This window comes from Pseudomonas sp. DSP3-2-3 (assembly GCF_049898225.1).
Taxonomy (GTDB): Bacteria; Pseudomonadota; Gammaproteobacteria; order Pseudomonadales; family Pseudomonadaceae; genus Aquipseudomonas.
The window spans coordinates 116734-137475 of record NZ_JAFCXH010000014.1; the positions used below are offsets into that span (position 1 = coordinate 116734).

Below are 20742 nucleotides of genomic sequence, written 5' to 3' on the forward strand. Positions count from 1 at the left end.
TCATGGAAGTCGGTTTTTTTATGGCTGTTGAGTCAGTCTTAGCGGTCTCATTTGTCGCTATTTTTTCGGCTGTAAAAGCAGCGCAACCAACGCGCTCCATCCCGTCTGATGAGACGCACCCAAGCCGCGTCCGGTTTCGCCATGGAAATATTCGTGGAACAACAGCAGATCGCTACTCTGCGGATCAGCTTGCAGTTGTGGATAACCCACCATCGAGGGCCGACTGCCGTTGGCGTCCTTGAGGAACAGACGGGTCAAGCGCGCGCTGAGATCATCAGCCACTTCGTCAAGCGACGCCAGATAGCCTGAATGGGTAGGAAACTCGATGGAGAAGTTCTCGTCGTAGTAGCGATGAAACTCACGTAGCGACTCGATCAGCATGTAGTTGACCGGCATCCACAATGGCCCACGCCAATTGGAGTTACCACCGAACAGCCGTGACGGCGATTCGGCGGGCTGGTAGTCAGCACACAGCGAATCGCCATTCATGCGCATCTTGAACGGGTTGGCCGCATAGGCCTTGGAAACCGAACGCACCCCGAACTCGGAGAGAAACTCAGACTCGTCGAGCATGCGCTTGAGCAGATCTTTGGTGCGCTGGCCTCTGAGCAACGCCAGCAGCAGGCGATTACCTTTGCCCGGCTCTGTCCAGCGCGAAACCAGCCGGGCGAGGTCCGGACGGTGTTTGAGGAACGCCAGAAGCCGGTCGCGCAATCCCGGCAAACCTTCATGCTCGCGCTGTTCCAGAACCTGTACTGCGAACAACGGCATCAAGCCCACGATGGAGCGAAAGCGCACTGGCTGGCGTTCGCCGTTCGGGTTGCGCAGCATGTCGTAGAAGAAGCCGTCCTGCTCGTCCCAAAGACCTTCCGCATCGTCATCAACCGAGTTGATCGCGCCGGCGATATACAGGAAGTGCTCGAAAAACTTCACCGAGATATCCACATACGCCGCATTGCGCTTGGCCAACTCCAGCGCGATGCGCATCAAGTCCAGCGCATACGCGGCAATCCAGGCGGTGCCATCGGCTTGATCCAGCTGATAACCCGGTGCTAAATCAGCAGAGCGGTCGAAGAGAGCAATGTTATCCAGCCCAAGGAAACCACCCTGGAAAAGATTACGGCCTTCGGCGTCCTTGCGATTGACCCACCAAGAGAAATTCAGCAGCAACTTGTGGAAAATTCGCTCCAGAAAATCAGCATCGCCCTCGCCCTTTAACGCCTGTTCCATCTTGTAGACCCGCCAGGTCGCCCAGGCATGCACCGGCGGATTAGCGTCATCGAAGCGCCATTCATAGGCCGGAAGCTGCCCGTTAGGGTGCGTGAACCGATCCTGGACCAGCATCAACAATTGCTGTTTGGCGAACTCGGTATCGATCAGTGCGATTGCAACGGCCTGAAACGCCTGATCCCAAGAGGCATACCATGGGTATTCCCATTTATCCGGCATGCACACGATGTCGAAATTGGCCAGGTGTCGCCAATGCTTGTTGCGCACGTTGACGCGTTCGGGGGAGGGCGGCGGTTGCGTGGGGTCGCCATTGAGCCAGCAATTCACATCGAAATAGTACAGCTGCTTCGACCAGAGCAATCCCGCCAAGGCCTGACGCTGCACGTTGCGCGCGTCGGCATCAGCCAATTCATGTTGCAGCGCCGCGTAGAAGTTATCCGCCTCGGCTCTGCGCTTTGTGAATAACCTGTCTGCATCAACCGCAGGTGCATCAGCTGGACTGAAACGCAGGTAGATGACCTGACTGGCGTGGCCTTCCAGGTCGAGTAAAAAGTGCGCAGCGGCGCGGGTGCCGGAGTCGCGGCGGATGGCCTGCTCGTTGCCGGTCAACAGATAATCATTGATGCCGTCCTTGAATGGCCCGACTGCCGGATTGCCTCCCAGCTTGTTCGTATTGGTGTCGTTGTTGCAGAACAGCCATTCACATTCCGCCTGCGGACTCCAGGTGTTGGCGACCTTGATGTCTTGTTCGGGATGCTCCGCCACCAGGTGTTGATCCTGAAGACGCAATGAAGGCATCGCGGCGTTCTCAGTCCAGCTCCAGATATTGCGTGCCCAAAGCTGCGGCAACACATGCAGCCGGGCCGCTTGATCGCTGCGATTGTGCACCGTGACGCGCATGAAAATGTCGTCGGGTTGATGCTTGGCGTATTCAACCGTCACATCGAAATAGCGGTCCTCGTCGAACACTCCGGTATCAAGAATTTCGTATTCAGTATCGGCCAGCCCTCGCTGGGCGTTCTCCTTCACCAGGTCTTGGTAGGGAAAAGCCGCATGCGGATACTTGTAGAGCATGCGCATGTAGGCATGACTCGGCACACCGTCGACGTAAAAATAGAGTTCTTTAACGTCCTCGCCATGGTTACCTTCTGCGTTGTTCAGCCCGAACAAGCGCTCCTTCAGGATGGCATCCTGCTCGTTCCACAAACCAAGCCCCAGGCACCAGTGCTGGGACTTGTCCGAGAATCCGGCAATCCCGTCTTCACCCCAGCGATACGCTCGACTGCGCGCATGGTCATGGGGGAAATAATTCCATGCATCGCCATTCGCGCTGTAGTCCTCGCGAACCGTTCCCCACTGACGTTCGCTGAGATACGGCCCCCACTCGCGCCATCGCTCAGCATCAACGTCATTCAGCCGCTGACCTTCGGCGGTGTTCAGAATGCTGGGCTCAGGCTTAGCAGGCATCGGGAGTTCCAAAGGTGAAAACAGATTGGGGAAGTGTAGGGCGCTCGTAACTGAACGGCACAGAGGGTTATTGATTATTCAGGTGTTGTTCAGCCTTTTACGCCGCCCACAAAAAAGGCCAACGCTGGATCAACGTTGGCCTGATTTGTTTAGTGGTGCAACCTCTTAGAAATCGAGGTTAGACACCGCCAGGGCATTGCTTTCGATGAAGTCACGACGAGGCTCGACCGCATCACCCATCAGGGTGTTGAAGATCTGGTCGGCACCGATTGCGTCTTCGATGGTGACCTTGAGCATGCGGCGTACAGACGGATCCATCGTGGTTTCCCACAGCTGATCCGGGTTCATTTCGCCCAGACCTTTGTAGCGCTGGATGGTGTGACGCTTGGTGCTTTCGGCCATCAACCAGGCAAGGGCTTCCTTGAACTCAGTGACCGGCTTCTTGCGTTCGCCACGCTGCACGTAGGCCCCTTCTTCCAGCAACGTACTGATCTGCAGACCCAAAGCAGTCACAGTCTTGTAATCGTTGCTGCCGAAGAAGTCGCGGTTGAAGGTCACGTAGTTGGACAGCCCGTGGGAGATCAGTTCGACCTCTGGCAACCAGACGTTACGCTCGCGATCTTCACGCAGGCTGGCTTTGTAAACCAGGCCGGACTTCTCACCAACCCGCAGACGCGCGTCGAGCAGCGCAAGCCAGGCTTGCATGCCTTCGTGATCGGAAAGCTGTTCCAGGGTTACCGGCGGCAGGTAAACGAAATGCTCGGTCAGTTCCTGAGGATACAAACGCGACAGGCGCTTGAGGGTCTTCATGACCATGCGGAAATCGTTAACCAGACGCTCCAGTTGCGGACCGGAAATACCCGGCGCCGATTCGTTCAAGTGCAGGCTGGCATCTTCAAGAGCCGATTGGGTCATGTACTCTTCCATGGCCTCATCGTCTTTGATGTACTGCTCTTGCTTGCCTTTCTTGACCTTGTACAGCGGCGGTTGAGCGATGTAGATGTAGCCACGCTCAATCAGCTCCGGCAACTGACGGAAGAAGAAGGTCAGCAGCAAGGTGCGGATGTGCGAACCGTCGACGTCAGCATCGGTCATGATGATGATGTTGTGGTAGCGCAGCTTGGCAATGTTGTATTCGTCGCGACCAATGCCGCAGCCGAGCGCGGTGATCAAGGTGCCCACTTCTTGCGAAGAGATCATCTTGTCAAAACGGGCTTTCTCGACGTTAAGGATCTTGCCTTTGAGTGGCAAAATCGCCTGGGTTTTACGATTACGCCCCTGCTTGGCTGATCCGCCAGCAGAGTCCCCTTCCACCAGATACAGCTCGGAGAGGGCCGGGTCTTTCTCTTGGCAGTCAGCGAGTTTGCCCGGCAAGCCTGCGATGTCCAACGCGCCTTTACGGCGAGTCATCTCACGAGCCTTGCGCGCAGCTTCACGAGCACGCGCGGCGTCGATCATCTTGCCCACAACGGCTTTGGCTTCGTTCGGGTTTTCCAGCAGGAAGTCGGAGAAGTGTTTACCCATCTCCTGTTCGACTGCGGTTTTCACTTCCGAAGAAACCAGCTTGTCTTTGGTCTGCGAACTGAATTTAGGGTCCGGCACTTTCACCGAAATAATTGCCGTCAAACCTTCACGTGCATCATCACCGGTGGTCGCGACCTTATGCTTCTTGGCCAGACCTTCCTGCTCGATGTATGTGTTCAGGTTACGCGTCAGTGCAGAACGGAAACCCACGAGGTGAGTACCGCCGTCACGCTGAGGAATGTTGTTGGTGAAGCACAACAGGTTCTCGTTGAAGCTGTCGTTCCACTGCAACGCGATCTCAACGCCAATGCCATCTTCGCGCTGAATGTTGAAGTGGAACACTTGGTTGACCGGAGTCTTGTTGGTGTTCAGGTATTCAACGAACGCACGCAAACCGCCTTCGTATTTGAACAGTTCTTCCTTGCCGCTGCGTTCGTCTTTGAGGACGATGCCGACACCGGAGTTCAGGAAAGACAGTTCACGAATGCGCTTGGCCAGGATGTCCCAGCTGAAATGGATATTCTTGAAGGTGTCAGCCGATGGCTTGAAGTGAATCTCAGTACCGGTGGAATCGCTCTCGCCAACGATGCGCATAGGTTCTTGTGGAACACCATGGATGTAGGTCTGTTCCCAGATCTTGCCGCTGCGACGAACAGTCAGCAGCAACAATTCGGAAAGGGCGTTAACAACCGAAACACCTACTCCGTGCAGGCCGCCGGATACTTTGTAGGAGTTGTCGTCGAACTTTCCGCCAGCGTGAAGCACGGTCATGATGACCTCTGCTGCCGATACGCCTTCTTCTTTATGCACGTCTACCGGAATGCCGCGACCGTTGTCACGGACGGTAATCGATTCGTCTGGGTGGATGATGATGCTGATGTCGTCGCAGTGGCCAGCCAAAGCTTCGTCGATCGAGTTATCAACCACCTCGAACACCATGTGGTGTAGACCGCTGCCATCGTCAGTGTCACCGATGTACATACCGGGACGCTTGCGTACGGCATCTAGCCCTTTCAGCACTTTGATGCTGGAGGAGTCGTACGTGTGGTTTTCGCTCATGCAATCACTCCCGATGGTCGTGGGTCTGGGTGATACGGCCTTGTTCCACGTGGAACAAAGCGACTGGCGTTTCCGTCTGCCAGCCGTCCCTCAATAATTCGTGGTCTACACAGGTGATAAACACCTGGCAGCGTAATTCTTCCAGCAAACGGCAAAGTGCCTGTCGGTGACGCTCATCGAGTTCCGACGGCAAGTCATCCACCAAGTAAATACATTGGCCGCGTCGAGCCTGGCTAACGAGATGTCCTTGGGCAATACGCAACGCACAGACCACCAACTTTTGCTGACCCCGGGACAAAATATCCGCGGCGTTATGTGCGCCTAATCTAAGACGCAAATCAGCGCGTTGTGGTCCGGCCTGTGTATGGCCCATCTGCTGATCCCGATGGAGAGAAGAAGCGAGCACCGTGCTCAGCTCTTTTTCTTTATCCCATCCTCGGTAGTAGCTCAGGGTCAAACCTTCGAGCTCAACCAGCTCGCTCAAGGTTTGTTCAAAGACCGGCTTCAAAGCCTTGATGTATGCTCGGCGAAACTCATCTATTTCATCGCTGGCCAGGCATAACTCTCGATCCCATGCCGCTTGCGAAGCGACGTCAAGTGTACCATGCCGCAGCCATGAGTTTCGCTGCCGCAAGGCCTTCTGCAGGCGCTGCCACGTCGACATGAATCGAGGTTCCACGTGGAACACTCCCCAGTCGAGAAACTGCCTGCGGATCTTTGGCGCACCTTCGAGCAGGCGGAAACTGTCCGGATTGATCAGTTGCAGCGGCAATGTCTCGGCAAGTTGTGCGGCGCTACGTGCGTTCTGCCCATCAATCCGAATTTGAAAGTCGCCTTGGCGATCCCGTGACACACCCAAACTGCTATGTCCGCCTTCGGCAAGTTCGACCTGGCCGAAAACCGTGCACGACGGTTGTTCGTACTGGATGACGGGAAGCAAGCGAGCACTGCGAAAGGACCGGGCAAGACCAAGCAAATGGATGGCTTCCAGCACGCTGGTTTTGCCACTGCCATTTTCACCGTGGAGGATGTTGATACGCGGGGATGGGGAGAAGGTCACCGGGTGCAGATTGCGCACCCCGGTGACCGAGACGCGGCTGAGAGACATCTAGGTTCCGCTGAACATGAGCATGCTGGTTACGTTACAGGCGCATCGGCATAACGACATAGGCGGAATCGTCGTTGTCCGATTCTTGCACCAGGGCGCTGCTGTTGGAATCAGACAGAATCAGTCGAACCTGTTCAGTGGTCATCACACCCAAAACATCCAGCAAGTAGCTGACATTGAAGCCGATTTCCAAAGAACCACCGTTGTAGTCAACGCTGATCTCTTCTTCTGCTTCTTCCTGCTCCGGGTTATTCGCCTGAATCTTCAACTGACCAGCGGCCAACTGCAGACGGATACCGCGATATTTCTCGTTGGAAAGAATCGCCGTACGGCTGAACGCTTCACGCAGCGCCTGACGATCGCCCAATACCAGTTTGTCGCCGCCTTTTGGCAGAACGCGCTCGTAATCGGGGAATTTGCCGTCAACCAGTTTTGAGGTGAAGGTGAACTCACCGGTGGTGGCACGGATATGATGCTGACCCAGCACGATGCTGACGATACCGTCTTGCTCAGTCAGCAGACGCGCCAGCTCCAGAATACCTTTGCGCGGTACGATGACCTGGTGACGATCTGCCTGTTCGATGTCGGCTGTCATCGAGCACATCGCCAGCCGGTGACCGTCGGTGGCAACAGCGCGCAGAATTCCGGCACTGACTTCCAGCAACATACCGTTGAGGTAGTAGCGCACATCCTGTTGAGCCATGGCAAAACTGGTGCGTTCGATGAGGCGGCGCAACTTGCTCTGCACCAGGTTGAACGTCAGGGAGCCCGGACCTTCTTCCACGGTTGGGAAATCGTTGGCTGGCAACGTCGACAAGGTGAAGCGACTGCGGCCAGCCTTGACGACCAACTTGGCATCATCAAGCTTGATGTCAATCAGAGCGTCATTGGGCAGGCTTTTGCAGATGTCCATCAGTTTGCGGGCTGGAACGGTAATCTCGCCCGGCTCAGCAGGTTCTTCCAGCTGCACACGGCCGACGAGCTCGACCTCAAGGTCGGTACCGGTCAGCGAGAGCTGTTGGCCTTGAACAACCAGCAGCACATTGGAGAGCACCGGCAAGGTCTGGCGGCGTTCAACCACGCCGGCGACCAATTGCAGGGGTTTCAACAGGGCTTCGCGTTGAATGGTGAAATGCATGGTCTAGTCCCTTGCCTTAATAAGCTGCGCTGGTGTCATCAGGTAGTCAGAGTACGCAGCAGGTTCTTGTAGTCCTCGCGAATGTCCGCGTCGGATTCCTTAAGCTCGTTGATCTTGCGGCACGCGTGCAAGACCGTCGTATGATCACGGCCGCCAAACACATCGCCAATCTCGGGCAAGCTGTGGTTGGTCAGTTCCTTGGACAACGCCATCGCCACCTGGCGCGGGCGAGCCACAGATCGCGAACGACGCTTGGACAACAGGTCGGATATCTTGATCTTGTAGTACTCCGCGACGGTGCGCTGAATGTTATCCACACTCACCAGCTTGTCTTGCAGAGCCAGCAAGTCTTTCAGCGATTCGCGAATCAGCTCGATGGTGATATCGCGGCCCATGAAGTGCGAGTGGGCAATGACACGCTTGAGCGCACCTTCGAGTTCGCGGACGTTGGAGCGGATGCGCTGGGCAATGAAGAACGCGGCGTCGTGTGGCAGATCCACTTTCGCCTGATCCGCTTTCTTCATCAAAATCGCGACCCGGGTTTCAAGCTCAGGGGGCTCGACTGCAACGGTGAGGCCCCAGCCGAAACGCGACTTCAGACGTTCTTCCAGGCCTTCGATCTCTTTCGGATAGCGGTCACTGGTCAGGATGACTTGCTGTCCACCTTCCAGTAACGCATTGAAAGTATGGAAGAATTCCTCCTGGGAACGCTCCTTGCGGGCGAAGAATTGAATGTCATCGATCAGCAGTGCGTCTACCGAACGATAGAAGCGCTTGAACTCGTTGATGGCATTCAGTTGCAGCGCCTTGACCATGTCGGCCACGAAGCGCTCCGAATGCAGGTACACAACCTTGGCATTCGGATTCTTCTTTAACAGGTGGTTACCCACAGCGTGCATCAAGTGGGTTTTACCCAAGCCCACACCACCGTAAAGAAACAGCGGGTTGTAGCCGTGCTTGGGATTGTCCGCGACTTGCCAGGCAGCAGCACGCGCCAGCTGGTTGGACTTACCTTCGACGAAGTTTTCAAAGGTGAAGGTTCGGTTCAGGTAACTGGTGTGCTTGAGCGCACCTTCTACCTGGACCGTGCGTTGCTCGGCACGCGCCGGAGCTTGCTGGGAACTGGCCCCAGCCATCGGATCAAAACTGGCCCGCGACGGCTCGTCATGGACCGGCATCGAATGCACAGGTGCCGGCGTCGCAACGTGAGCCGGCGCGGAAGCAGCGACCTGGTTTGAAGCCATTGCTTGAGAAGCAGCGGCGGCCAGCGGCGCGTTGGGTGCGGCGCGGGGAGCAGAGCTGCGCTTGCTGCCTATTAATAAAGAAAGCGCAGGTGCCAGACCCTGGCCGTGTTCACCCAGCAGCTCAAGCAAGCGACTCAGGTATTTTTCATTGACCCAATCGAGAACAAAGCGGTTCGGCGCATAGACGCGCAACTCGTCGCCTTCGGCTTCGACCTGTAGCGGACGGATCCAGGTGTTGAATTGCTGGGCAGGCAGCTCGTCGCGCAAAAGCTCCACGCACTGCTGCCAAAGTTCCACTGACACGGATATCCCCTAAGTCGAAAGCCGGTGAGGCAAAAAACAAGCGGCCATTGTAACGATCAGAGCGAGACTTATCCACATGTAGCTTGCTTACAGAACGCTTGAAATCGGGCTTTCATGGGGAAATTACGCGACGGACGGCACGTGGATAAGCTCTGTGGATAACCGTGTCTCAGCTCATTGCATAAGTCGGGTCGAAAGTCTGTGGATAACCAGCCTGTGGATAACCAGGCATTCCATGCACAGCTTTTCCGACAGCGCAGCACAGGCAGAGCACCGTTTCTCGACAGTGTTGTCATTCTCTGTACGCTACGTTTTTACTGGGCTGAGGGCAGTTATCCACAGACAGATGCCTCCCTAGCTTTAATAAGCTTTATAAAGAAGCTTTAAATACTTTCCTTCTTTATTTCTATATCTAGCGCCGTCATCCATTTCGAATCAATCTGAGGGATCGGCAAAAAACGCCCTGAAGAAGTAAATGAAGGAAACGTTGGTTGGAAATTGACCTAGACGCGCGGTTTCTCTAGAATCCCCGGTCTCTTAAAACGGGGGCCATTCCGGCCCGTTGTGGACGAACCAGGTAACACGACAATGAAACGTACTTTCCAACCAAGCACTATCAAACGCGCTCGTACTCACGGTTTCCGTGCTCGCATGGCTACCAAGAACGGCCGTGCCGTCCTGTCGCGTCGCCGCGCCAAAGGTCGTGCGCGTCTGGCAGTTTGATAATCCGGCACTGGAGGTGAGTCAGGACTTCAGTCGGGAAAAGCGTTTGCTTACTCCCCGGCATTTCAAGGCAGTCTTTGACTCCCCTACCGGCAAGGTTCCGGGGAAAAATCTCCTGCTCCTTGCGCGCAATAACGACCTTGATCATCCCCGTCTGGGGCTGGTTATCGGTAAAAAGAGCGTCAAACTCTCCGTTGAGCGCAACCGCTTGAAACGCCTGATGCGCGAATCATTTCGTCAACACCAAGATAATTTGGTCGGTTGGGATATCGTGATTGTCGCGCGCAAAGGGTTGGGTGAAATAGAAAACCCCGAATTGATTCAGCATTTCGGCAAGCTCTGGAAGCGTCTGGCGCGTAGTCAGCCGGCTCCTGCTGCAAACACCGAAACTGTAGGGGTAGACAGTACCGATGCGTAAACTGGCGCTCGTTCCGATCCAGTTCTACCGCTATGCCATCAGCCCGCTGATGGCCAGTCACTGTCGCTTCTACCCCAGTTGCTCCTGCTACGCGTATGAAGCCATTGAAAATCATGGCCTTCTACGCGGTGGCTGGCTGACCTTTCGTCGATTAGGTCGCTGTCATCCGTGGAATGCCGGTGGCTATGACCCGGTTCCACCTGTCCCCACCTCCCGTTCTTCTTCGATGGCCGAGTAATCATGGATATTAAACGCACGATCCTGATCGTCGCCCTGGCAATCGTGACCTACGTCGGGGTTCTGAAATGGAACCAAGACTACGGCCAGGCCGCCCTGCCGACTCAGAATGTTGCTGCCAGCACCACCGCACCGGCTATACCGGATACGGCTGCAGGTACGAATGCTTCTGCAAGTGCCGATGTTCCTAGCGCCAGCGGCGATGCGACTGCTCCAATCGAAACCCCGGTTGCAACCAGCAAAGATCTCATCCAGGTCAAAACGGATGTGCTCAATCTCGAAATCGACCCGGTTGGTGGCGATGTCGTTCAGCTGCGACTGCCGCTTTATCCACGTCGTCAAGATCATCCAGACGTTCCGTTCCAGCTGTTCGATAACGGCGGCGAGCGTATCTTCCTGGCGCAAAGTGGTCTGACCGGCGTAAACGGCCCGGACGCTCGACCTGCTGGTCGTCCTGTTTACTCGACAGCACAGAAGTCTTATCAACTGGTTGATGGTCAGGACCAATTGGTCGTTGATCTGAAATTCACTGATAACGGCGTCAACTACATCAAGCGCTTTACCTTCAAGCGCGGCCTGTATGACCTGGTTGTCAGCTATGTGATCGATAACCAGAGCGCTCAGCCATGGTCCGGTAACATGTTCGCGCAACTCAAGCGTGACGCCAGTTCCGATCCATCGTCGACCACTGCTACCGGTACCGCGACTTACCTGGGTGCCGCTCTGTGGACACCTTCGGAACCCTACAAAAAGGTGTCGATGAAAGACATCGACAAGGGTTCGATCAAGGAAACCGTACAAGGTGGTTGGGTTGCATGGCTGCAGCACTACTTCGTAACGGCCTGGATTCCCGACAAGAACAACAGCAACGCTGTTACCACTCGTAAGGATAGCCAAGGCAACTACATCATTGGTTTCACTGGCCCGGCGTTGACCGTTGCGCCAGGCGCCAAAGGTGAAGCGACCGCTACGTTGTATGCCGGCCCGAAAAGCCAGGCGGTGCTCAAAGAGTTATCCCCAGGCCTGGAATTGACGGTCGACTACGGCATTCTGTGGTTCATCGCTCAACCGATCTTCTGGTTGCTGCAACACATCCACGCCATTGTGGGTAACTGGGGCTGGTCGATTATCTTCCTGACCATGCTGATCAAAGGGCTTTTCTTCCCTCTGTCGGCTGCCAGCTACAAGTCCATGGCTCGCATGCGTGCAGTTGCACCGAAACTCGCCATTCTGAAAGAACAACATGGTGATGACCGGCAGAAAATGTCGCAGGCCATGATGGAGTTGTACAAGAAGGAAAAGATCAACCCGCTGGGTGGATGCTTGCCTATTCTTGTACAAATGCCGGTGTTCCTGTCGCTGTACTGGGTTCTGCTTGAAAGCGTTGAAATGCGCCAGGCCCCGTGGCTGTTGTGGATTACCGACCTGTCGATCAAGGATCCGTTCTTCATCCTGCCGATCATCATGGGCGCCACGATGTTCATCCAGCAGCGTTTGAACCCAACACCTCCGGATCCGATGCAGGCCAAGGTCATGAAGCTGATGCCAATCATCTTCACGTTCTTCTTCCTGTGGTTCCCGGCTGGTCTGGTTCTGTACTGGGTTGTGAACAACACCTTGTCCATTACGCAGCAGGCGTACATCACTCGTAAGATCGAAGCGGCTGCCAAGAAAGCCGAAGCCTGATCTAACCTGTGAATAAGTTGTGCAAGGCGCCCCCTAGTGGGGCGTTTTGCTATCTGTCATTTGCTCCAGGAGCCGGACCATGAATGTCCCACGTGAAACCATTGCTGCCATCGCCACTGCCCAGGGCCGTGGCGGAGTCGGCATTGTGCGTATATCCGGCCCCTTGGCGAGCAAGGCGGCGGTCGCCATTACCGGCCGCGAACCTAAACCGCGTTTTGCGCATTACGGGCCGTTTGCCGACGAGTCCGGGCAGGTCATTGACGAAGGCATCACCCTGTATTTTCCGGGGCCAAATTCATTTACGGGCGAAGATGTTCTTGAATTGCAGGGCCATGGCGGGCCCGTAGTCCTGGATATGCTGCTGCAAAGATGCCTGCAACTGGGCAGTCGCCTGGCTCGGCCAGGTGAATTCAGTGAGCGAGCATTTCTCAACGACAAACTGGACCTTGCCCAGGCCGAGGCCATTGCTGACCTGATCGAAGCCAGTTCGGCCCAGGCCGCGCGCAATGCTTTGCGTTCGTTGCAGGGCGCATTTTCCCGGCGTGTGGATAACTTGACCGAGAAATTGATCAGCCTGCGTATCTATGTCGAAGCGGCAATCGACTTTCCCGAGGAAGAAATCGACTTCCTCGCCGATGGCCATGTGCTGAATATGCTGGATGCAGTGCGTGATGAGTTATCCACAGTGCAGCGCGAAGCCGGGCAGGGCGCGCTATTACGTGACGGGATGACCGTGGTCATCGCCGGTCGACCGAATGCGGGTAAATCAAGCCTTCTGAACGCGCTGGCAGGTAAGGAAGCGGCCATCGTCACCGAGATTGCCGGCACCACTCGGGATATCCTGCGCGAACATATCCACATCGATGGCATGCCGCTGCACGTCGTAGACACGGCCGGTTTGCGCGATACCGAAGATCAGGTGGAGAAAATCGGCGTGGAACGCGCGCTCAAGGCTATCGGTGAGGCCGATCGGATTCTGTTGGTGGTCGATTCCACCGCCCCGGAAGCTGTGGATCCTTTTGCATTATGGCCCGAGTTTCTCGAACAGCGGCCTGATCCGGCCAAAGTCACCCTGATTCGCAACAAGGCGGATTTGAGCGGCGATCTGATCGAGATGCAAACCAGCGCCGATGGCCACGTGACCATCAGTCTCAGCGCCAAGGCGGAAGGGCAAGGCCTGGAGTTGCTGCGCGAACATCTCAAGGCCTGCATGGGCTACGAGCAGACCTCTGAGAGCAGCTTCAGCGCACGTCGACGCCATTTGGAGGCGCTACGTCATGCCAGTGGCTCGCTTGAACACGGCAGGGCGCAGCTGACGCTGGCGGGTGCCGGCGAGTTATTGGCCGAAGATCTGCGTCAGGCACAGCAATCCCTGGCGGAAATTACCGGTGCATTCAGCTCGGACGACCTGTTGGGTCGAATATTTTCCAGCTTTTGCATCGGCAAATAGTTATTTGCGGCCAGGCCGTCGAACCCTGGCCGCCAATAACTTATCCACAGGTCTACCAGTTGTAGCTCACCGAACCCAGCAAGGTTCGGCTGTCGCCCCAATAGCAGCGACCGGCATCGTTACAGCCCGATACATATTCCTTGTCGAACAGGTTCTTGGCGTTCAGATCCACCGACCAGTTCTTGTCGATCTGATAACCGATTGCCGCGTCCACCAGCGTCACGTCACCCGAATCGAGCTTGCCGTACAGCGAACTCGCCGTGTAGGCAAAGGTGCTGTCGAAGTAGCGAATGCCGCCACCAACGTGTAATCCGTTGAGATAACCGTCAAGAAAGCGGTATTTCGCCCAGGCCGACGCCTGATTACGCGGCACGCCGGTGATTTGATGGCCTTCGATCAACGAGCCCGCAGTGTCCTTGATCACCCGCGCATCGGTATAGGTGTAGGAAGCGGTCAGATTCAGGTTGCGATTGATGTCGCTGTTGACCTCCAGTTCCACGCCCTTGGAGCGGCTTTTGCCCACTTGCCGGTAACTGGCGCTGGTCGAATCGAAATAGGTGTCGTCCTTTTTGCGCAGGTCGAAGACCGATGCGGTCATGGTGGTATTCCAGCCCGCCGGTTCGTATTTCAAACCTGCTTCATATTGTTCGCTGGTAATCGGGTCCAGCGGCGAACCGCCGTTGGAAATCTGCTGCACCGGGACGAATGCGGTGGAATAGCTGACATACGGCGTCAGGCCGTTGTCGAACTGGTACATCACCCCGCCTTGATAGGTGAATTTCTGATCGTTGGAGTGGATACCGCCGGCAGGTGCCAGCTTGTTGCGGAAATCACTCTCGACCCAGTCCTGACGCCCGCCCAACAGGAAGATCCAGTTGTCGTACTTGCTCTGGATCTGCGCATACAAACCCTGCATTTTCTGTTCGAGCAAGGTGTTCTGCACGGCGATAGAGGTCACCGGGTCCTGTGGATAAATCGGGTTGAAAATATCAATGCGTCCCGCCGAACCCGCATCCCAGTCCTGACTGAACGAAGTGCGGTCAAAACTGGCGCCGAACAGCACGGTGTTTTCCAGCCCGCCCGCGTTGAATTTGCCTTCGAGCTGGTTATCCAGCGAATAGACCATCGACTTGTTGTACCGGTCGTAAGCGGTGACGTTCAACAAGGTGCCGAAGCCAGCGTTATTCAGATTGCCTGGCCAGGTCTCGTGGCGGGTAATCCGCGACTGCAAATAGCGCGAATTCTGCCGGAACTGCCAATCGTCGTTGAAGCTGTGGCTGAACTCGTAACCGGCACTCCAGGTTTCACGCTCGAAGGTGTTCCAGTCCGGCACGCCGAGCATGGTGTCCTTGTCCAGCTTGCCATTGGGATTGCGCAGCAAAGTGCCAGCGGCAGGCAGTCCAAGCTCCATGTTGGTGTGATCTTTCTGATAGTTGGTCAGCAAGGTCAGGGTGTTGTAATCGTCGAAATTCAGGGTCAAGGAAGGCGCGATGTAGATACGGTCGTCTGGCACGTGATCGGTTTGCGTATCGGCGTTGCGCCCCATCATGACCACGCGACCCAGAATATTGCCGCTATCGTCCAACGGGCCGGAGATATCCACACCCAGCTGACGGCGGTTGTTCGAACCATAACTGAGCTGCACTTCGCCCTGGGGAATGGCGGTCGGGCGTTTACTCACCACATTGACCAGCCCACCGGGCGCGTTTTCCCCATACAGAATTGAAGAGGGGCCGCGAAACACTTCGACCCGCTCCAGCCCGTAAGGCTCGGTAGTGGTGTCATAACGATTGCCCTGTACACGCAAGCCGTCACGCAGCAGGCCGTAGCCATAGTCGGTAGCGTTAAAACCGCGAATGAAAAAAAGATCGCCCGCCAGGTTATCCCCAGCCGCGAAGGGTGGCGCGAAAATGCCCGGCACGTAACCGAGGGCTTCAGTGAGGGTTTGGGTCTTCTGATCTTTCATGCGTTGGCCGGTCACCACGGACACCGAGCGCGGCGTCTCCGACAACGGCGTGTCGGTCTTGGTGCCGACGCGACTCTTTTCAGCCTTGTAACCAACATCCAGCGTGCGGCCCTGACTGGCATCATCGGTCTGGAAACTGTTGACGTTGGTGGGGCCGAGCACCACTGAACCGTTCTCCGGAACCGGCTGCAGGATGTAACTTCCCGGCGCCTGCGCTGCAACTTGCAGCCGCGAACCCTGCAGCAACACGGCGAAACCCTGCTCGACCGAATAGCTTCCTTGCAGCCCGGCGCTGCGGCGATTGGCGGTCTGCTCCGGAGAAAACGACAAAATCACATTGGCCGCCGAGGCAAACTGACTCAACGCGCTGTCCAGCGGCCCGGCACTGATATTGAAATTTTGCGTAACGCTGGCAGCAATAGCGCTGTTTGCTGTCAAAGCGAATCCGACGCCGCTGGCCATCAACAGGCTGTAGCTGAAGCATTGTCGGAAAAGACGCTGGCGAGCAGGAAGCGGAAGCGGTGGAAAGCGCATGGTCTTGAAGGCCCTGAAGGATTGAAATTCGCGTTTACCTGTAGGGCCGTGCCATGCAAAAAAAAGATAACCCTGTGGATAGATTTATTTTCAGGCGGGATTCGATCAGACCGTGCTCTTGACCGAAACCCAATAACGCGTGAAATGGCTGATGCGAATCGGCAGTGTCGCCTGCAAGTTGGCCAGCACCGCATCGATGGCATCAAGACGGAAGGCTCCCGAAACCCGCAATCGAGCAGCGTGCTCATCACAGTGCATGACGCCCGGACGATAGCGGCTCAGCTCATCAATCAGATCCCCGAGCCGGGCGTTGAGCACCACCAGTTGCCCGTCAACCCAGGCCACTTCGGCAGGCGTGTATGTGCGCCCCGGAGTAGCGCGATGCTCGTCAAACTCTGCGCTTTCCCCTGCCTTGAGCAGAAGCGGATTGCCGGTGGGTTCCTTGGGCAGAAGGCTGACCTGATCTTCCAGGACGCCGACCCGAGTCGTGGTTTTCAGTTGCCTAACCGAGAAACGCGTACCTAACGCCTGAACCCGGCCTTGATGGGTTTCGACGAAAAACGGCCGGGTGTCGCCACGTTTGCCGGTCTGGATCAGAATTTCGCCTGCGCGAAGGCGGATCAGGCGCTGCTGAGCGTCAAACACCACGTCGATAGCGGTATCGGTGTTCAGCTCGATCTGACTGCCATCCGCCAGTTCAATATGTTGCCGCTGACCGACAGGCGTCCGGTAATCCGCCCAGACATTGCCCAGGCTGGTGTGCTGCTTGATGTTCCAGCCCACGTAGCCGGCGCCGGCGATAACCAGCATCAATTTGAGAATGTCGCGACGCTGGCGCGGCTCGGACAACGTGCGCCGCGTCAGATCAGCCGGTAACGCACCAAGCCCGCGTTGCAATTGCTCCATCTGATTCCACGCTGCCTGATGGGCCGGGTCGCTAGCCAGCCATTCCTGCCAGGCGCGTTGCTCGGCGGGCGTCGGCTGCTCAACCTGAAACTGCACGTACCAACTGGCCGCCGCCTGGAAAACCTTGCGATCCGGCACATTGATCATGCCAACCCCGCCAAGAGCATTGAGCATTCCGTGAACGCGCGAATCATGTGCTTCTTAACAGTGGTCAGGGAGACCTGCAGTTGCTCGGCGATCTGTTGATAAGTCAGGCCATCGATCTGCGACAGCATGAAGATGCGATGAACCCGCGGGCCTAGACTCGCCAGGGTTTTATCCACAGCCACCAACGTTTCGATGATCAGTGCCTTGTCCTCTTCACTAATGACCGTGAGTTCAGGGCGAGCAGCCAGGGATTGCAGATAAGCCTGCTCAATGGCCCGCCGTCGATACCGGTCAATCACCAGGCCTCTTGCCACGGTCGCCAAGTAATCCCGGGGCTCACGGATCTGCGCGGCATTGGCCGAGCCGAGAATCCGCACGAACGTATCGTGAGCCAGATCGGCCGCATCGCACGCATTGGACAGCCTGCCCTTGAGCCAGCCATGCAACCACGAGTGATGCTGCTCATAAATGCGCTGGACTGCGGTCGTGTGGGATTGAGAGGACATAGGCAAGGAGAGAGAGTTAATGATAATGCCTATTATTAGCTTTTGTTTCTGGAACTCACAAGAGCGCCGATACGCGCGCTTTTCAGAATTTATTGACGGCCCTTAATGAAAGTCCCGCTAACCACGAGCTCGTCGATACTATTTTTTTTTCCCAATTTCGAAGAATTTCGCGATTAAGCCCTGTGCATAACGCACCTTTAGCTCGGTTGATAAGCGGGGGTTAAAGCTGAGGAAAAACCTGCCTGTGGACAAGTACCGTTTTAATCCACAGGCTCAAGGCACTTATCCCAACCCTCCATTGGCACATGACCACAGACTTTTTAATCTCTGTACACATTGATATATATGGCTTGTAGAGTTCTATCCACAGAAAAGGTGCTCAGTATAAATAAACATAAAAACAAAGATTCTATAAATCTTCTCTCTTTTAATTTCTATATCTGAGAGTTTTCCACAGCTGGTTAAATTTTGTTCAACGGGTTCCTTTCAGGGGGGTGAAGTCCCTATACTTGTCAGCTATCCCAAATTCCCATCTACAACAGGCACGAGGTGCGTGGTGGATTTCCCTTCCCGTTTTGAAGTGATCGTCATCGGTGGCGGTCATGCCGGTACCGAGGCCGCACTGGCGTCGGCACGTATGGGTGCAAAAACCCTTCTGTTGACCCATAACGTGGAAACGCTGGGTCAGATGAGCTGCAACCCGGCGATCGGTGGCATCGGTAAAAGCCATCTGGTCAAGGAAATCGACGCCCTTGGCGGCGCCATGGCGATGGCCACGGACAAAGGCGGTATTCAGTTCCGCGTTTTGAACAGCCGCAAAGGCCCGGCAGTACGGGCCACCCGTGCTCAAGCAGACCGCGTCCTGTACAAGGCCGCGATCCGTGAAGCCATTGAAAACCAGCCGAACCTGTGGATATTTCAACAAGCCTGTGACGACCTGATCGTCGAGCAGGATCAAGTTCGTGGTGTCGTGACCCAAATGGGCCTGCGCATCATGGCCGACTCGGTTGTCCTGACCACCGGCACCTTCCTCGGCGGACTTATCCACATCGGGATGCAGAATTATTCGGGGGGTCGCGCCGGAGATCCGCCGTCGATTGCCCTGGCACAACGCTTACGTGAATTACCGCTGCGCGTGGGTCGCCTGAAAACCGGTACGCCGCCGCGCATTGACGGTCGTTCGGTAGATTTCTCGGTGATGACCGAGCAACCGGGTGATACGCCGATCCCGGTCATGTCGTTCATGGGGTCCAGGGAACAGCATCCAGCCCAGGTCAGTTGCTGGATCACCCATACCAACGCCCGTACCCACGAAATCATCGCGGCCAACCTTGATCGTTCACCGATGTATTCGGGGATCATCGAAGGTGTTGGCCCGCGCTATTGCCCATCGATCGAAGACAAGATCCACCGCTTTGCCGACAAGGAAAGCCATCAGGTCTTCATCGAACCGGAAGGGCTGAACACGCACGAGCTGTATCCAAACGGCATTTCCACCTCTCTGCCGTTCGACGTTCAGCTGCAAGTGGTGCGCTCGATTCGCGGCATGGAAAACGCCCATATCGTGCGTCCCGGCTATGCCATCGAATACGACTATTTCGACCCTCGTGACTTGAAATACAGCCTGGAAACCAAGGTCATCGGCGGTCTGTTCTTCGCTGGGCAGATCAACGGCACCACCGGTTACGAAGAAGCCGGAGCCCAGGGTTTGCTGGCTGGAGCCAACGCCGCGCTGCGCGCCCAGGGCAAGGAGAGCTGGTGCCCGCGACGTGACGAGGCGTACATCGGAGTGCTGGTTGACGACCTGATTACCCTGGGAACCCAGGAACCGTACCGGATGTTTACGTCCCGGGCGGAATACCGTTTGATCCTGCGTGAAGACAACGCCGACCTGCGTCTGACCGAAAAAGGCCGTGAGCTGGGTCTGGTCGATGACCAGCGCTGGGCCGCGTTCTGCACCAAGCGCGAAAGCATCGAGCGCGAAGAACAACGCCTGAAAAGTACCTGGGTTCGTCCCGGCACCGAACAGGGCGAAGCGATTGCCAGTCATTTCGGCACGCCGCTGACTCACGAATACAATCTGCTCAACCTGTTGACTCGTCCGGAAATCGATTACGCCAGCCTGGTGTCGATCACTGGTGATGGCTGCGTGGATCCGCAAGTGGCCGAACAGGTCGAGATCAAGGCCAAGTACGCCGGTTACATCGACCGTCAGCAGGATGAGATTGCCCGGTTGCGGGCCAGTGAAGACACTAAGCTTCCTGAAGATATCGACTACACCGGCATTTCCGGGCTGTCGAAAGAAATTCAGGGCAAGCTGGGGATAACCCGGCCGGAAACCCTCGGACAGGCTTCACGCATTCCCGGCGTTACCCCGGCGGCGATTTCCCTGTTGATGATTCATTTGAAAAAACGCGGCGCGGGCCGTCAGTTGGAGCAAAGCGCTTGAGTTCTATGGTCACCCCGCAACACGCCGAAGAGTTGTCCCGTGGCGCCCAACAACTGGGTGTAAAGCTCAGCGAAAGCCAGCACACCCAGCTGCTGGCTTACCTGGCGCTGCTGATCAAGTGGAACAAGGCCTACAATCTCACTGCAGTGCGTAATCCCGATGAGATGGTTTCGCGGCATTTGCTCGACAGTCTGAGCGTCGTCCCCTTCATCGATGGCCCGCGTTGGCTCGATGTCGGCAGTGGCGGCGGCATGCCAGGCATTCCATTGGCTATCCTGTTTCCGGAGATGAAAGTCACCGTACTGGACAGCAATGGCAAGAAAACACGATTTCTGACCCAGGTTAAACTTGAGCTCAAGCTCGACAATCTGGAAGTTATCCACAGCCGTGCAGAGTCTTATCAGCCCGCAGTACCGTTTACCGGGATTGTTTCCCGGGCGTTCAGCAGTCTCGAGGACTTTACCGGGTGGACCCGTCACATGGGGGACACCGATACGCGATGGCTGGCGATGAAAGGGCTGCATCCTGCCGATGAGCTGGTAGCATTACCGGCAGATTTTTACCTCGATAGCGCACAAGCCTTGACCGTCCCCGGTTGCCAAGGCCAACGCCATCTGCTGATACTGCGCCGCACGGCATGACTGGGA

The 20742-nt window shown here is 56.1% G+C and carries 15 protein-coding genes; 7 read left to right on the forward strand and 8 right to left on the reverse strand.

Features of this window, described 5'->3' with window-relative positions:
• Positions 1 to 57 precede the first annotated feature (57 nt).
• From ACP7E4_RS17565 to dnaA, 5 genes are all read right to left on the reverse strand, one after another.
• Positions 58 to 2697 carry an MGH1-like glycoside hydrolase domain-containing protein gene (locus tag ACP7E4_RS17565; RefSeq protein ID WP_426116573.1) on the reverse strand — a complete coding sequence of 880 codons (2640 nt, stop codon included), beginning with the start codon at positions 2695 to 2697 and terminating at the stop codon, positions 58 to 60.
• A gap of 165 nt (positions 2698 to 2862) precedes the next feature.
• The gene (gene gyrB / locus ACP7E4_RS17570) at positions 2863 to 5280 is read right to left on the reverse strand and encodes a DNA topoisomerase (ATP-hydrolyzing) subunit B (protein WP_426116571.1); all 2418 of its coding nucleotides are present in this window, start codon (positions 5278 to 5280) and stop codon (positions 2863 to 2865) included.
• A gap of 4 nt (positions 5281 to 5284) precedes the next feature.
• Positions 5285 to 6388 carry a DNA replication/repair protein RecF gene (gene recF / locus ACP7E4_RS17575; protein ID WP_426116569.1) on the reverse strand — a complete coding sequence of 368 codons (1104 nt, stop codon included), beginning with the start codon at positions 6386 to 6388 and terminating at the stop codon, positions 5285 to 5287.
• Positions 6389 to 6422: 34 nt separating this feature from the next.
• Positions 6423 to 7526, reverse strand: a complete 1104-nt coding sequence (gene dnaN / locus ACP7E4_RS17580) for a DNA polymerase III subunit beta (protein WP_065832768.1) — start codon at positions 7524 to 7526, stop codon at positions 6423 to 6425.
• 38 nt (positions 7527 to 7564) lie between these two features.
• Complete coding sequence (gene dnaA / locus ACP7E4_RS17585; RefSeq protein WP_426116567.1) at positions 7565 to 9073, reverse strand: chromosomal replication initiator protein DnaA; 1509 nt, start codon at positions 9071 to 9073, stop codon at positions 7565 to 7567.
• 588 nt (positions 9074 to 9661) lie between these two features.
• Here dnaA and rpmH point away from each other — a divergent pair.
• The 5 genes from rpmH to mnmE all read left to right on the forward strand — a co-directional run bounded on the left by rpmH (position 9662) and on the right by mnmE (position 13587).
• Positions 9662 to 9796 (forward strand): 50S ribosomal protein L34, encoded by a 135-nt coding sequence (rpmH, locus tag ACP7E4_RS17590; protein WP_003213577.1) that lies wholly within the window; start codon positions 9662 to 9664, stop codon positions 9794 to 9796.
• A 16-nt stretch (positions 9797 to 9812) separates the two neighbouring features.
• A complete protein-coding gene (gene rnpA / locus ACP7E4_RS17595) occupies positions 9813 to 10214 on the forward strand; it encodes a ribonuclease P protein component (protein ID WP_426116760.1) in 402 nt (133 codons plus the stop codon).
• Positions 10207 to 10452: a membrane protein insertion efficiency factor YidD gene (gene yidD / locus ACP7E4_RS17600; RefSeq protein WP_020292031.1), complete on the forward strand. Its 246-nt coding sequence runs from the start codon at positions 10207 to 10209 to the stop codon at positions 10450 to 10452. The genes rnpA and yidD overlap by 8 nt, the downstream gene beginning before the upstream one ends.
• A gap of 2 nt (positions 10453 to 10454) precedes the next feature.
• Entirely contained in the window at positions 10455 to 12137 is a 1683-nt protein-coding gene (gene yidC, locus ACP7E4_RS17605; protein ID WP_331151298.1) for a membrane protein insertase YidC, read from the forward strand.
• A gap of 79 nt (positions 12138 to 12216) precedes the next feature.
• On the forward strand, positions 12217 to 13587 hold the full coding sequence (mnmE, locus tag ACP7E4_RS17610; protein ID WP_426116564.1) for a tRNA uridine-5-carboxymethylaminomethyl(34) synthesis GTPase MnmE: 1371 nt from the start codon (positions 12217 to 12219) through the stop codon (positions 13585 to 13587).
• 52 nt (positions 13588 to 13639) lie between these two features.
• On the opposite strand, the gene ACP7E4_RS17615 is transcribed toward mnmE, so the two are convergent.
• From ACP7E4_RS17615 to ACP7E4_RS17625, 3 genes are all read right to left on the reverse strand, one after another.
• Positions 13640 to 16015, reverse strand: a complete 2376-nt coding sequence (locus ACP7E4_RS17615) for a TonB-dependent siderophore receptor (protein WP_426116758.1) — start codon at positions 16013 to 16015, stop codon at positions 13640 to 13642.
• Positions 16016 to 16192: 177 nt separating this feature from the next.
• Entirely contained in the window at positions 16193 to 17140 is a 948-nt protein-coding gene (locus ACP7E4_RS17620) for a FecR domain-containing protein (RefSeq protein ID WP_426116756.1), read from the reverse strand.
• Positions 17137 to 17646: a sigma-70 family RNA polymerase sigma factor gene (locus ACP7E4_RS17625; protein ID WP_426116562.1), complete on the reverse strand. Its 510-nt coding sequence runs from the start codon at positions 17644 to 17646 to the stop codon at positions 17137 to 17139. The genes ACP7E4_RS17620 and ACP7E4_RS17625 overlap by 4 nt, the downstream gene beginning before the upstream one ends.
• Positions 17647 to 18202: 556 nt before the next feature.
• Here ACP7E4_RS17625 and mnmG point away from each other — a divergent pair.
• Positions 18203 to 20095 (forward strand): tRNA uridine-5-carboxymethylaminomethyl(34) synthesis enzyme MnmG, encoded by a 1893-nt coding sequence (gene mnmG, locus ACP7E4_RS17630; RefSeq protein WP_426116560.1) that lies wholly within the window; start codon positions 18203 to 18205, stop codon positions 20093 to 20095.
• Positions 20092 to 20736, forward strand: a complete 645-nt coding sequence (gene rsmG, locus ACP7E4_RS17635; RefSeq protein ID WP_426116558.1) for a 16S rRNA (guanine(527)-N(7))-methyltransferase RsmG — start codon at positions 20092 to 20094, stop codon at positions 20734 to 20736. The genes mnmG and rsmG overlap by 4 nt, the downstream gene beginning before the upstream one ends.
• Positions 20737 to 20742: the final 6 nt, after the last annotated feature.

What these genes read in the sequence shown, in the direction of transcription:
- mnmE (WP_426116564.1), top strand. Translation starts at nt 12,217, where the DNA reads ATGAATGTCCCACGTGAAACCATTGCTGCCATCGCCACTGCCCAGGGC.
- ACP7E4_RS17620 (WP_426116756.1), bottom strand. Translation starts at nt 17,140, where the DNA reads ATGATCAATGTGCCGGATCGCAAGGTTTTCCAGGCGGCGGCCAGTTGG.
- rpmH (WP_003213577.1), top strand. Translation starts at nt 9,662, where the DNA reads ATGAAACGTACTTTCCAACCAAGCACTATCAAACGCGCTCGTACTCAC.
- yidC (WP_331151298.1), top strand. Translation starts at nt 10,455, where the DNA reads ATGGATATTAAACGCACGATCCTGATCGTCGCCCTGGCAATCGTGACC.
- ACP7E4_RS17625 (WP_426116562.1), bottom strand. Translation starts at nt 17,646, where the DNA reads ATGTCCTCTCAATCCCACACGACCGCAGTCCAGCGCATTTATGAGCAG.
- ACP7E4_RS17565 (WP_426116573.1), bottom strand. Translation starts at nt 2,697, where the DNA reads ATGCCTGCTAAGCCTGAGCCCAGCATTCTGAACACCGCCGAAGGTCAG.
- dnaN (WP_065832768.1), bottom strand. Translation starts at nt 7,526, where the DNA reads ATGCATTTCACCATTCAACGCGAAGCCCTGTTGAAACCCCTGCAATTG.
- recF (WP_426116569.1), bottom strand. Translation starts at nt 6,388, where the DNA reads ATGTCTCTCAGCCGCGTCTCGGTCACCGGGGTGCGCAATCTGCACCCG.
- yidD (WP_020292031.1), top strand. Translation starts at nt 10,207, where the DNA reads ATGCGTAAACTGGCGCTCGTTCCGATCCAGTTCTACCGCTATGCCATC.
- gyrB (WP_426116571.1), bottom strand. Translation starts at nt 5,280, where the DNA reads ATGAGCGAAAACCACACGTACGACTCCTCCAGCATCAAAGTGCTGAAA.
- ACP7E4_RS17615 (WP_426116758.1), bottom strand. Translation starts at nt 16,015, where the DNA reads ATGGCCAGCGGCGTCGGATTCGCTTTGACAGCAAACAGCGCTATTGCT.